Origin of the sequence: Streptomyces diastatochromogenes (assembly GCF_002242805.1) — a bacterium.
Taxonomy (GTDB): domain Bacteria; phylum Actinomycetota; class Actinomycetes; order Streptomycetales; family Streptomycetaceae; genus Streptomyces; species Streptomyces diastatochromogenes.
On sequence record NZ_MCGQ01000015.1, the window covers coordinates 139585 to 151687 of the forward strand.

Here is a 12103-nt window from a genome sequence, read left to right on the forward strand (position 1 = left end):
ACCGGCTTCGACCGTCAGTGACCGCTGGTCGCCTTCAGCCCCACCACGGCGACCAGCAGCAGACAGACGAAGAAGATCCGGGCGGCGGTGACCGGCTCACCCAGCACCACCATGCCGAGCACCGCCGCCCCGGCCGCCCCGATCCCCACCCACACGCCGTAGGCGGTACCGATGGGCAGCGACTTGGCGGCATACGACAGCAGCACCATGCTGGCCACGATCCCGGCACCGGTGAACACACTGGGCACGACCCGCGTGAACCCGTCGGTGTACTTCATCCCGATCGACCAGCCGACCTCCAGCAGACCGGCCACGACAAGCAGCACCCAAGCCACGACGAACACCTCCGAGACAAACAGAACGACTCTTCTCAGGTGCGTCGTCTTTGCCTGCATCCCGGTACGGCGCGTCTCGTCGGGCTCCTTCGAACATAGCAAGGGAACGACAAAAGGGGCTGGTGACAACAGTCACCAGCCCCTTACAGCTTGTGAATCAGAGGTACAGGCCGGTGGAATCCTCGCCGCCCTCGAAGCGGTCGGCGGCCACCGCGTGCAGATCCCGCTCCCGCATGAGCACGTACGCCACGCCCCGCACCTCGACCTCGGCCCGGTCCTCCGGGTCGTACAGCACCCGGTCACCCGGCTCCACGGTCCGTACGTTCTGCCCCACCGCGACGACCTCGGCCCAGGCCAGCCGCCGCCCGACCGCCGCGGTCGCGGGAATCAGGATGCCGCCGCCCGACCGCCGCTCGCCCTCACCGGCGTCCTGCCGCACGAGAACCCGGTCGTGCAGCATCCGGATGGGCAGCTTGTCGTGCTGAGGGTTGCTGTGCTCGTTTCTGTTGGCGCTCACGCCTCGAACCTACCTGCCTCGGACCGGCCCGCACGACCCCGGGCCACCGCTCGTCTCCGCCCCGGTCAGCCCTTACGCCGCCGCGACCCCAGCGCGAGCAGGCCCACGACCCCCACCACGGCCAGCGCGACCGGCACGACCCGCTCCAGCCTGGGCGCGCCCTCCTCATCCACGAACTGCGCCCGCACCTCACTCACCACCCGGTTGACCTGGACGTAAGCCCGCCCCACCGTGTGATCGATATTGGCGACGACCTTGGCCTTGGCATCCGCGACGATCGTCTGCGGATGCACCCGCACCCCGATCTCGTCGAGCGTCTCGGCCAGCACTTCGCGACGGCGCTTGATGTCCGCCTCGATCTGCGCCGGGGTTCTGGTGTCCGACGTGTCCGCCACCGTACGGCCTCCGAAGTCTCCTGATGCTGTTCCGGACAGTCTGTCAGCTCCAGCGTCCACCGTGCCGCAACGCCCCCCGTTACGCTGGACCGATGAGCGAGCGACTCCAGCCCGGGGACGTGGCCCCCGCCTTCACCCTCCCCGACGCCGACGGCAACGAGGTGTCCTTGTCGGACCACAAGGGCCGCAAGGTCATCGTCTACTTCTACCCCGCGGCCCTCACCCCCGGCTGCACCAAGCAGGCCTGCGACTTCACGGACAACCTCTCCCTCCTGGCCGGCGCCGGCTACGACGTCATCGGCATCTCCCCCGACAAGCCGGAGAAGCTGGCCAAGTTCCGCGAGAAGGAGTCCCTGAAGATCACCCTCCTCGCCGACCCCGACAAGAAGGTCCTCGACGCCTACGGCGCCTTCGGCGAGAAGATGAACTACGGCAAGACGTACATGGGCGTCATCCGCTCCACGGTGATCGTCGACGAACAGGGCAAGGTCGAACGCGCCCTGTACAACGTCCGCGCAACGGGCCACGTGGCCAAGATCATCAAGGACCTGGGGGTCTGAGTCCCAGACGTCACGTTTCTCCTGCTCAACGGCTCGAACCGGGGTGACCCGGCGCGGGCCGTTTTTCATTCCGTGCGTGACTGTGCGGTTGCTGTGTCCGAACTGCCACGCGATCACCAGCACCTGGTGCCGGGGAGGCAGAAGGCGGCCGGCGACTCCCGGTACGATGGCAGGCGGCTAGCGGCGGTGGCGCAATGGCGACGCAGCAGACTTAGGATCTGTGGCCCTTGATCGGGCTTGAGGGTTCGAATCCCTTCCGCCGCACATGAACGGCCTGCGAATCGAAGGCGTGACTCGCAGGCCGTTTTTGCGCCCTCAGCCCAACAGCTCCCGCACAACCGGCACCAAAGCCCGAAACGCCTTTCCCCGATGGCTAATGGCGTTCTTCTCCTCCGGACTCAGTTCAGCGCAAGTCCGCGTCTCGTCGTCGGGCTGCAGGATCGGGTCGTAGCCGAAGCCGTTGGTCCCCGACGGGGCGTGCCGCAGGACCCCCCGCAGCTGCCCCTCGACCACCTGCTCCCTCCCGTCCGGCAACGCCAGCGCCGCCGCACACGCGAAGTGCGCCCCCCGGTGTTCCTCCGCGATGTCCGCCAGCTGAGCCAGCAGCAGCTCCAGGTTGGCCCTGTCGTCGCCGTGGTGGCCTGCCCAGCGGGCGGAGAAGATGCCGGGGGCGCCGTTCAGGACGTCGACGCAGAGGCCGGAGTCGTCGGCGACGGCGGGCAGGCCGGTGGCCTGGGCCAGGGCGTGGGCCTTGAGGAGGGCGTTCTCGGCGAAGGTGACGCCGGTTTCCTTGACGTCGGGGATGTCGGGGTAGGCGTCCGCGCCGACGAGTTCGTGGGGGAGTCCGGCCGCGGCGAGGATAGCCCTCAGCTCGGTGATCTTTCCGGCGTTGCGGGTGGCGAGGATCAGGCGGGTCATGGGGGTCAGTATTCCTGGGAGGTCGGGGGTCAGGCTCCGACCCCCCGTGAGATGACGTAGATGAGCAGGCCTGCCAGTGAGCCCACCACCGTGCCGTTGATGCGGATGAACTGCAGGTCGCGGCCGATGTGGGCCTCGATCTTGCGGGTGGTGTGGTCGGCGTCCCAGCCGGCCACGGTGTCGGTGATCAGGGAGGTGATCTCCTTGCGGTAGGTGGTGACGATGTGCACGGCCACGCCCTCGACCCAGCTGTCGACCTTCTCCTGCACCTTGGGTTCGGCGGCCATCCGGGAGCCCAGGGACAGCAGGGCGGCCCGTACCCGCAGTCGCAGCTCGCTGCGTTCGTCCTCGGCCGCCGCGACGATCATGGAGCGTACGGCTGTCCAGGCGGAGGCGATCAGGTCCTGCACCTCGCCGCGGCCCAGTACCTCGCCCTTGAGCCGTTCGACGCGTGCGCGGGTGTCCGTGTCGGACTGGAGGTCGGAGGCGAAGTCGGTGAGGAAGCGGTCGAGGGCGCCGCGTGCGGGGTGGGAGGGCATGTCGCGCATCTCGGTGGCGAAGCGCAGCAGCTCCTTGTAGACGCGTTCGCCGACCTTGCGGTCCACGAATCGCGGGGTCCAGCCGGGGGCGCCGCCCTCCACGGCGACCATCACGTCGTCGCGGTGGAGGACCAGCCAGTCGTGGGCGCGGGTGACGACGAGGTCGACGACTCGTTTGTGGCCGCCGTCGGCCACGATCTTCTCCAGCATCTTGCCGATGCCGGGTGCGATCTCCTGGGCGTCGGCGCGCCGGGTGATGGCCTCTCCGACGACGGCCTGCACGTCGGAGTCGCGGAGCACGGTGAGGGCGCCTCTGAGTGCGGTGGCCAGTTCCGCGGTGACCCGGTCGGCGTGGTCGGGTTCGGCGAGCCAGGCGCCGAGCCGGCTGCCGATGCCGACGGCGCGCAGGCGTTGTCGTACGACGTCCTCGGAGAGGAAGTTCTCGCCGACGAACTCGCCGAGCGAGACGCCGAGCTGGTCCTTCTTGGTCGGGATGATCGCGGTGTGGGGGATGGGCAGGCCGAGTGGGTGCCGGAAGAGGGCGGTGACGGCGAACCAGTCGGCCAGGGCGCCGACCATGCCGGCTTCGGCTGCGGCGGCCACGTAGCCCGCCCAGGGTCCGGCGCCCTGGTGTGAGGCCCAGGTGGCGAGGACGTAGACGACCGCCACGAACAGCAGTAGTCCGGTCGCCGTCAGTTTCATGCGCCGTACCCCGCGCCGGCGCTCCTCGTCGGCCGGGGTGAAGGCGGTCATGGTCCGGTACGACGTGGTCCGGCTCGGTGTTTCCGTGTCCGTACGTTCCATCTGCTCCACCCGTTCGGTGATCCCGCACACAATTGTCCCTTCCTGACCGACTCCCGGAACGGAACAGGAGTTCCCGGCGTCTGTGTGGACGGGGGTTTTGGGCAGGGCCCTGACAGCTCTCCCGGGCCCATGGGCGATCATGGGCTCTTCAGAACGGAGCCTCGGGCTCCCATTTCCCGGGGAGAACAACACCAGCGTGACCAAGCGTCGTAACGGGGGTGCGGGGGTGTCCCCCGCGAAGCACCGTGTCGTACTCAGTGCGCTCGTCGCGCTGGTCGTGGCCGTGTGCGCCGCCATCTACGTCACCGTGGGGGCCGACGACGGCACCTCCCGCGGCGCCTTCGCCGGCGGCCGCCCGCACCACGACTCCTCCGTCGCTCCCGCCTCGACCGGCACCTGGGTCGGTGCCTGGTCCACGGCGCCCATGGGCGGCGAGCCGGGCACGGAGACGGAGGGTCTGGCCGGCCGCTCGGTGCGGAACGTGGTGCACGCGAGCACGGGCGGGACGAGTGCCCGGATCACGCTGTCCAATCTGTACGGCCAGTCCCCGCTGACCATCACGCACGCCTCCCTCGCCCTCTCGGCGGGTGACGGCACCGCCGCGGCCGACGCGGAAACGATGCGGCACCTCACCTTCAACGGCGGTACCAGTGTCGTCATACCGCCGGGCGGCCAGGTGCTGAGCGACGCCGTGCGCCTGACCATCCCGCACGGCACGGACGTCCTGGTCACCACGTACTCGCCCACCCCGTCCGGCCCGGTGACGTACCACCCGCACGCGCGGCAGGTGTCGTACGTGGCCCAGGGCGACCGCACGGAGGACGCGACCGGCACCCCGTACACCGAACAGACCCCGTACTGGCGCTATCTGACGGCCCTGGACGTCCTGAGCAACGAGGCCACCGGCACGGTCGTCGTGTTCGGTGACTCCATAACCGACGGCATAACCTCCACCGTCGGCGCCAACCACCGCTGGACCGACGTCCTGGCGGGCCGCCTGCGCACGGCCGTCGAGAGTGGCGAGGCGCTGCCCCGCTACGGCGTCGTCAACGAGGGCATCAGCGGCAACCAGGTTCTCGCCGACGGCCTGGGCCGCCCGGCGGAGAACCAGAGCGGCCTGGGACGCTTCGGCCGGGACGTGCTCTCCCGGACCAACGTCAAGGTCGTCGTCATCGACCTCGGCATCAACGACATCCTGCGCAACCCGCACCTCGCCGACCCGGACCGGATCGCCGACGGTCTGTGCACCCTGGTCCGTCAGGCTCACGCCCGCGGTCTGAAGGTGGTCGGTGCCACCCTCATGCCCTTCGAGGGCCACCAGGGCTGGACCCCGGCCCGGGAGCGGGTGCGCCAGCAGGTGAACGCCGAGATCCGGGCGGGCCGGGTGTACGACGCCGTCGTCGACTTCGACAAGTCGCTCCGGGACCCCTACGATCCCCGCCGCCTGCGCCCCGAGTACGACTCCGGTGACCATCTGCACCCCAGCGACCTGGGCTTTGACGAGATGGGCGAGGCCTTCGACCTGAACGCGCTCAAGGGGGCGGGGCAGGCGGAGCTGTAGGGGCCGGCGTCACTGTGCCGAGTTCCGGGCGGCCTTGTCCCGCCGCCGGAGCAGCAGCAGCCCGCCGGCCATGGCGGTGACGCTCGCGGCGCCCAGCCAGCCGAGGATGTCGGCGGTGCCGGTCGCGGCGAGGTCGTGGTCGGGCTTGCCGGTGGACTGGGTCTGCGGGCGGGGGTCGGAGCCCGCGGCGGTCGGGCCGGCGCCTGCGGCGGTGGCGCTGGGGGAGGGCGGGGTCTGGGGGCGAGGGCTGCGGTCGCGGGTGAAGGTGAGTGTCCCGAAGCCGAGTTGGTCGAAGCCGCCGCTGTTGGGGCCGTAGTCCCCGCCGCCGCCCTCGGGTGCGGCCTTGGCGGCGATCCGGGTGAGGTAGGTGGCGGACAGGCCGCGGCGCTTGGTGTAGTGGTTGGCGATCATCGCCCAGATCGGCCGGGTCATGGCCGGGTCGACGGCAGCGGCGGCGGTGGCCGTCTCACTCCCGGACCAGCCGTTGATCGCACCCTTCTTCCGTGTGTTGGGCGTGTACGGCACGGACTCCCCGAGGCTCCATTTGGCCACGTACTGGGCGCCCTTGAGGAAGCGGCTGTCGTCGTGGCCGTAGAGGTCGATGCCCTGGTTCCAGGCCATCTCGCAGATGGTGCCCATGAGTCCCACGCCGAGCAGGGCGTGGCCCTGGTCGCGGCCGGCCTCCAGCCATTCGGCGAGCCCGTCGGGGTGGACGACCGGGATGGCGTGCCGGACGGAGCCGAGGCCGGCGCCGTGCTTGAAGTACTCGACGGCCTTCTCGACGCGGCCGCGGTCGTCGCAGAAGATGCCGGTGGCCAGGACGCAGGCGAGGGCGCACAGGTCCCAGTTGGGCCAGTAGTTGGTGATGACGGCGTCGTTGTGCCGGGTGAGGAAGGACTCGCTCAGCGGGGAGAAGACGTTCAGGAGGACCTTTCTGGCGGCGGGCAGGTCGAAGTCGGGGTGGTCGCGGACGAGTTCGGCGGCGTTGGCGAACTGGTAGCCATACAGGCCGGCCGCGAGGAACCGGTCGGCGGACCCGGCGAGGGAGGTGAGCGTGCGCGACCAGGCGTTGAGGATCGCCACCGCCGTGTCGGCGTGCTGCTGCTCCCCGCTGACGTGGTGGCGCAGGGCGTTCTGGTAGGCGGCGTGGATGTCGTTGTAGAGGATCCCGTAGTTCTGCGGGCTGCCGTCGCCCCGGTACACGGTCGTCTGCGGGTTGGCCTTCCAGTCGCTCTGCGCGTGCCGGTTGGCGGTGAGCTTCGCGTACCCGGCGGTCCAGGGCGCGGCGCCCGCGTTCACCTTGGCCGCCATACGGGCGAGGTCGGTACGGGTGTGCAGCAGACCGGGGTGCGCGAAGGCGGTGTCGGCGGCGGCCGGCGTCGTGGCGGCCGGCGCCGTCACGAGGGCCGTTGCCGCGGTCGCGACGCCCGCGGCCTTGACGAGACTCCGGCGGCTGAGGGTCTGAGATGTCACGTGCATGCCCTGGAGACGCACGCGAACGGCCGCCGATAACAGAAAGTTCAAGCTCCGGTCGTCGACCCCGGCCGGATGATCATCAGGATCGTCACGGCCGCCCACAGCAGGTTGAACACCCCGGTGAACATGGCCAGTTGTACGGTCCTCTCGCGGGTGCCCTCGCCCTCCATGAGCGCGGTCTGGGCGGGCAGCACCAGCGCGGCGAGCACGAGGGCGGCCAGCGCCGTGAGCGCGATGGACACGATCAGCCAGGCGCTGCCGAGCACGCCCATGGTGCTCGCGGTGGCGAACCCGAAAACCGGGACGACGACGCCGACGACGGCGTAGACCTTGCAGATCCGGTGCAGCAGTTGCACCGTCTCGGCGGCCCGGGTGTCGTCCGGGGCGGCCAGGGCCCGGCGGGCGGCGGGCGGGAACATGCTGGCGGCGACGGTGACGGGCCCGATGGCGACGATCGCGGCGAGGACGTGGACGGCGAGGAGGAACTTGGTCACGGGGGGACGCTAGGGGAGTGGGGGATCCCGGAGAAGTGGCGGGATTGCCAGGGGACGACGGATTCTCGCCAGTACGTTGTTCACGGGTATCAAGGGAGGCTTGGCTTCCTGGCCGGGTTGGCGGCAATCCGTTGTAGGGCTAGGTTCCTGCCATGCACACCGTGGCCGTCCTGGCGCTGGACCAGGTGATCCCGTTCGACCTGTCCGTTCCGATCGACACCTTCGGCTGGGCCCGGCTGCCGGACGGCAGGCCCGCCTACCGGGTGCGGGTCTGCTCCCCGGCGGGGGAGGTGAGCGCGGGTGGGGGCGTCTTCTCGGTACGGGCGCCGTACGGCCTGGAGGCGCTGGCCGAGGCGGACACGATCATGCTGCCGGGTGTCGCCGACCCGACCGTGCCGCTGCCGCCGGGCGTCGCGGAGGCGGTGTGCGCGGCGGCGGCGAACGGGACGCGCATCGCGTCGATCTGCGTGGGCGCGTTCGTGTTCGCGGCGACGGGCCTGCTGGACGGCCGGCGGGCGACGACGCACTGGAGGGCGGCTGCGGATCTGGCCTCGATGTACCCGGGGATCACCGTCGACCCGAACGTCCTCTACGTCGACAACGGCCAGTTCCTCACTTCGGCGGGCGCGGCCGCGGCCATGGACATGTGCCTGCACATGATCCGCAAGGACCACGGCTCGGCGGTCGCCGCGCATGCGGCCCGGATGTCCGTGATGCCGCTGGAACGGGAGGGCGGGCAGGCCCAGTTCATCGTCCACGACCTGCCGCCGGCGCCCGCCGGTGCCACGCTGGAGCCTGTGCTGGCCTGGCTGGAGGACAACTGCGACCGCGACCTCACCCTGGACGAGATCGCGGCGCAGGCCCGCATGAGCAGCCGTACCCTCAACCGCCGCTTCCGCGAGCAGACCGGCACGACACCGCTGCAGTGGCTGCACCGGGCGCGGGTACGGCGGGCGCAGTACCTGCTGGAGACGACGCCGTACCCGGTGGAGCGGATCGCGGCCCAGGCGGGCTTCGGCTCCCCGACGGCTTTCCGGGAACGGTTCCGCCGGGTGGTGGGGACGAGTCCGCAGGCGTATCGGCGGTCGTTCCGGTCGGAGGGGGACGGTGCCGTAAGGGCGTCTTAGGGCTCTGCCGGTCAGCCCCGGCGGTCGGCGACGGCCCAGGAGGCCAGGGCCACGGCGCCGGCGACGCCGAAGACCGACGGCCAGGCGCCGACCTTCTTCGCCAGCGGGTGGGACCCGGCGAACGCGGCGACGTACGCGGCGGTCAGCGCACCGGCGGCCGCCCCGCCCGCCTGCTTGCGCCACTGCTGCGCGGCGGCGGCACCGGCTACGGCCAGCACGGCCCCGCCGAGCTGCCGCTTCTTGGTCCAGCGGGCGACGCCGTAACCACCGACGAGCCCGGTCGCGGCGATCACCGAGCTGGGAACCTTCGCCATGCCTGCCTCCTTTTGTCTGTGCCCTGAGGCTAGCGCCGCGGTCGGCAGGCGAACCGAACCTGAGTCGAGGCCTGTCAAGTTTCCGTCCGCTACTCGACGGGCGAGTCCGGCGGCGGCAGACGGTACGTACGCTCGCGGTCGACGGACTCGACGCCGTCGACGCGCGACAGTTCCGGGATCCGGTCCTCGGCGATCGTGCCCGCGAGCGTCCCGAGGACCGGCTGCTCCCCGGTGACGGTCAGCCCGGTCCGCCGCAGGGCCTCCACCACGTCCGAGAACCGGTCCGGGTCGACGGAGAGGATGACCCCGACCGGTTCCGCACCGGGCGACGGGTTGTTCACGGGGCCTGCAGCAGACCCGCGCCGACCTCGTCGGCGCCCTGCGACAGCGGAGACGCCGCGGACCGCAGCCGGTTGCCCAGGTCGGTCGCCGAGGCCTCGGGGTGCGCCTGGGCGATGAGGGCGGCGGTGCCGGCGACATGGGGTGTGGCCATGCTGGTGCCGGACTTGATGCCCAGCCCGCCGTTCGGGACGGCCGAGATCACGTCCACGCCGGGCGCGGCGATGTCGATCTCGCCGCCCTGGCCGTTGATGGCACCGCAGGAGAACCAGGCGGTCGCCATCGCCCTGTCGACCGCGGCCACGGCGAGGATGGACGGGCAGTTGGCGGGGCGATCGACAGCCGCGACGAAACCGGGCCGATGGCTCTCGTTGCCGGCCGCGGCGACCATCAGGGTGCCCTTCTGGAGCGCGCGTTGCGCCACCTGCTCGTACGTCTGCGGGAAAAGTTCGCCCGGGTCGACCGGAGCACCGAACGACATGGAGATCACGCGCGCCCCGTGCGAGACCGCCCAGGCGATGCCCGCCAGGATCTGACCGTCGGTGCCCGTACCGGTGTTGTCGAGCACCTTGCCCGCGAGCACCCGGGCCTCGGTGGCGACGCCGTAGCGGGGACCCTGCGCGGGCCTGGCCGGACCGGCCACGGTCCCGATGCAGTGCGTGCCGTGCCCCTTGCCGTCCTCCACGGTCTGACCGAGCACGAAGGAGGCGGTCTCCTCCAGGCTCCGGGTCAGATCCGGATGGTCGGTGTCCACACCGGTGTCCAGAACGGCGACCTTCACCCCCCGCCCGGTCTGCCCGGACAGGTTCGCGCGGATGGCCTGGAGGCCCCACGTCGTGGTCGTCTCGTCCCAGGACGGGCCCAGCTGCGAGGCGACCTGGGTCTGCGTGAACCGCTGCAGCTCTCGCTCGTCGCTGCGGTAGGCCGGGAAGAACCCGGTCACCGCCTGCCGGGCCTCGGTGATCACCGTGGCGTACACGACGCGCTCCGGCTCGGCCGCGATGATCGTGGGCTCCGCCTCGGCCGTGGTCACCAGCGCGTGCCGCTGATCCGGCTGCGCGTCGACCACCGCGACGGCCAGCTCGTCGAACAGCACCGAGGTGCCCGGCCGTGCGAGCATCTCGGCCGCGCTCTCGGGCTCGGCCCCTCTGACCCGTTCCACGGCCGCGACACCGGCGGTGGAACGCAGCGCGTTCAGTCCGCGCTCCGGGTCCGCCTGGTCCAGCAGGACGACGTACCGTCCGGTGTATTCCGCGCCCCGCTCTGCCGAGGCACCCATCCGCTCGGGCGGCTCACCGCCGAAGCGCCTGCCGATGTCGTTCGCCATTGCCTTCTCCGCTCCCGCGCCACGCGCTGTCGCTGTGCACGTGGCGCTGTCGCTGTGCATGTTCAGAACGCGGGCATGCGCCGACCCCCGGTCAGGCTCAACTCAACGATTCAACAATCGCGCGGGTCTGCCGAGTACGAACACGATGCCCCTCGCCCCCAGTGCCATCGGCACCGTCAACACCCCTCATCCACCGTCACCCCGCCGGTGGGGCGGCGCAACTCGGGACATCACTGGTGGCGAGGGGGAGCATCGGGCGACCCCGCACGAACTGTCGCTAGAGGAGGGCAAGTTGCCCGCTACGGTCGTCCACATCATCACCTCGGACGGCACGAGCATCGCCTACCGAGACCAGGCCCCACCGGGTGCCGGGCGCCGCCCGTTCCTCCTCCGCCACGAGGCCTGGCTGAAGGGCGATGAAGTCAGTCCCACTGCTCGTCCGCGAGGGAGCTGACCGGCTGCGGCTTGCCGATGACGGCCAGGGCGATGAAGAAGTTGATCTGGCCGATCGCGATGGTGAGGGTGGCCAGCGCCTTCTCGTCGTAGTGCCTCGCCGCCTCGGCGTACAGCTCGTCGGAGACGCGCTCCTTGCCGTGCGGGGCGGGCTGGAGGGTGGCCTCCACCAAAGCGAGGGCGGCGCGCTCGGCGTCGGTGAAGTACGGGGCGTCCTGCCAGGAGGAGACGGCGGTGATGCGCTCCTCGGACTCCCCGGCCTTGCGCAGGAAACCGGTGTTCAGGATCGTCAGGTAGGTGTTGCCGACGATCTGCCCGGCGCGCAGGTGGACGAGGCTCATCGTGGTGCGCGGCACCGAGCGGTTGCCCGTGGCCCGGAAGAGGGCGGCGCTGATGTCGTTCAGCTCGGGCACGAACTCGGCCGGGTTGGGCATCCGGGAGATCGAGGTGTTCGTCATGGCTGCTCTCCTTGGCGTGGGCCTGTTTGGCGTGGGCCTGTTTGGCGTCTTCACAGCACTGACGGAGGGGTGCACGGAGATGTGACAGGAATCGGGAGAGATTTTTTCCGGTGTGCTCCGGGCCTGCTTCGGCCCTGGTGGCAGCCTTTCTTTCCTCAACTTCCGCCGGGCGACGAGCCGTTGGTGCCGACAGCACCGAGTCGTCCAGTCGCGAACTCAGCTTCGCCCGGTGGCTGCCCTCGCCGGCCATCCGTGCAGTTCACCGCCACCGCCTCCCCGAGCTGCCGATGATCTGAGCGCCGTACTTGGCCAGAGCGGCCAAGTACGGGGTTCTGACCGTGCTGCCGTGAAGCATCAACTCGCCGAGGTACAGACAGACGATGCATCGGTCGTAGTCGTCACGGGAGCGCGGCCGGAACCTCTCAGCCGGCCTTACGTTCCAGCTACGGGATGGTCGAGACCTTCGTACGAGGGCGGTAAGGAGAG

At 70.5% G+C, this 12103-nt stretch carries 14 protein-coding genes, 1 tRNA gene, 1 pseudogene and 1 riboswitch; of the genes and pseudogenes, 5 read left to right on the forward strand and 11 right to left on the reverse strand.

Annotated elements, in window-relative coordinates; translation table 11 throughout:
* Positions 1-14 precede the first annotated feature (14 nt).
* The 3 genes from BEK98_RS19250 to BEK98_RS19260 form a co-directional block, all read right to left on the reverse strand.
* Positions 15-335: a DMT family transporter gene (locus BEK98_RS19250; RefSeq protein WP_094217862.1), complete on the reverse strand. Its 321-nt coding sequence runs from the start codon at positions 333-335 to the stop codon at positions 15-17.
* Between the two features lie 38 nt (positions 336-373).
* Positions 374-444, reverse strand: a riboswitch (guanidine-III (ykkC-III) riboswitch).
* Positions 445-492: 48 nt separating this feature from the next.
* A complete protein-coding gene (locus BEK98_RS19255; protein ID WP_373560395.1) occupies positions 493-795 on the reverse strand; it encodes a GroES family chaperonin in 303 nt (100 codons plus the stop codon).
* A 122-nt stretch (positions 796-917) separates the two neighbouring features.
* Positions 918-1247: a DUF3618 domain-containing protein gene (locus BEK98_RS19260; RefSeq protein ID WP_094217814.1), complete on the reverse strand. Its 330-nt coding sequence runs from the start codon at positions 1245-1247 to the stop codon at positions 918-920.
* 92 nt (positions 1248-1339) lie between these two features.
* On the opposite strand from BEK98_RS19260, the gene bcp reads away from it, so the two are divergent.
* The 3 genes and pseudogenes from bcp to BEK98_RS19270 all read left to right on the forward strand — a co-directional run bounded on the left by bcp (position 1340) and on the right by BEK98_RS19270 (position 2071).
* The gene (gene bcp, locus BEK98_RS19265; protein ID WP_094217815.1) at positions 1340-1807 is read left to right on the forward strand and encodes a thioredoxin-dependent thiol peroxidase; all 468 of its coding nucleotides are present in this window, start codon (positions 1340-1342) and stop codon (positions 1805-1807) included.
* Positions 1808-1889: 82 nt separating this feature from the next.
* Positions 1890-1988: pseudogene (locus BEK98_RS50050) on the forward strand (HNH endonuclease); the annotation flags it as partial.
* Positions 1988-2071: transfer RNA gene (locus tag BEK98_RS19270), tRNA-Leu, on the forward strand. The pseudogene BEK98_RS50050 and the gene BEK98_RS19270, both read left to right, overlap by 1 nt.
* 51 nt (positions 2072-2122) lie before the next feature.
* Here the strand turns inward: BEK98_RS19270 and rdgB are convergent.
* Both rdgB and BEK98_RS19280 read right to left on the reverse strand, forming a co-directional pair.
* The gene (gene rdgB, locus BEK98_RS19275; RefSeq protein WP_094217816.1) at positions 2123-2725 is read right to left on the reverse strand and encodes an RdgB/HAM1 family non-canonical purine NTP pyrophosphatase; all 603 of its coding nucleotides are present in this window, start codon (positions 2723-2725) and stop codon (positions 2123-2125) included.
* Between the two features lie 29 nt (positions 2726-2754).
* Positions 2755-4068 (reverse strand): DUF445 domain-containing protein, encoded by a 1314-nt coding sequence (locus BEK98_RS19280; protein ID WP_244201897.1) that lies wholly within the window; start codon positions 4066-4068, stop codon positions 2755-2757.
* Between the two features lie 196 nt (positions 4069-4264).
* On the opposite strand from BEK98_RS19280, the gene BEK98_RS19285 reads away from it, so the two are divergent.
* Positions 4265-5629: an SGNH/GDSL hydrolase family protein gene (locus BEK98_RS19285; protein ID WP_244201898.1), complete on the forward strand. Its 1365-nt coding sequence runs from the start codon at positions 4265-4267 to the stop codon at positions 5627-5629.
* A gap of 9 nt (positions 5630-5638) precedes the next feature.
* Here the strand turns inward: BEK98_RS19285 and BEK98_RS19290 are convergent, their stop codons facing one another.
* Positions 5639-7108 carry an alginate lyase family protein gene (locus tag BEK98_RS19290; protein WP_094217863.1) on the reverse strand — a complete coding sequence of 490 codons (1470 nt, stop codon included), beginning with the start codon at positions 7106-7108 and terminating at the stop codon, positions 5639-5641.
* A 41-nt stretch (positions 7109-7149) separates the two neighbouring features.
* Positions 7150-7599 (reverse strand): hypothetical protein, encoded by a 450-nt coding sequence (locus BEK98_RS19295; protein WP_094217819.1) that lies wholly within the window; start codon positions 7597-7599, stop codon positions 7150-7152.
* A 152-nt stretch (positions 7600-7751) separates the two neighbouring features.
* Between BEK98_RS19295 and BEK98_RS19300 the strand changes: the two genes are divergently transcribed.
* Positions 7752-8726 (forward strand): GlxA family transcriptional regulator, encoded by a 975-nt coding sequence (locus BEK98_RS19300; protein ID WP_094217820.1) that lies wholly within the window; start codon positions 7752-7754, stop codon positions 8724-8726.
* Positions 8727-8737: 11 nt separating this feature from the next.
* Here the strand turns inward: BEK98_RS19300 and BEK98_RS19305 are convergent, their stop codons facing one another.
* From BEK98_RS19305 to BEK98_RS19320, 4 genes are all read right to left on the reverse strand, one after another.
* Positions 8738-9040 carry a hypothetical protein gene (locus BEK98_RS19305; protein ID WP_094217821.1) on the reverse strand — a complete coding sequence of 101 codons (303 nt, stop codon included), beginning with the start codon at positions 9038-9040 and terminating at the stop codon, positions 8738-8740.
* A gap of 89 nt (positions 9041-9129) precedes the next feature.
* The gene (locus BEK98_RS19310; RefSeq protein ID WP_094217822.1) at positions 9130-9381 is read right to left on the reverse strand and encodes a hypothetical protein; all 252 of its coding nucleotides are present in this window, start codon (positions 9379-9381) and stop codon (positions 9130-9132) included.
* Positions 9378-10706 (reverse strand): S8 family serine peptidase, encoded by a 1329-nt coding sequence (locus tag BEK98_RS19315; RefSeq protein WP_094217823.1) that lies wholly within the window; start codon positions 10704-10706, stop codon positions 9378-9380. The genes BEK98_RS19310 and BEK98_RS19315 overlap by 4 nt, the downstream gene beginning before the upstream one ends.
* Before the next feature lie 422 nt (positions 10707-11128).
* The gene (locus BEK98_RS19320) at positions 11129-11617 is read right to left on the reverse strand and encodes a carboxymuconolactone decarboxylase family protein (protein WP_107428283.1); all 489 of its coding nucleotides are present in this window, start codon (positions 11615-11617) and stop codon (positions 11129-11131) included.
* Between the last annotated feature and the right edge of the window lie 486 nt (positions 11618-12103).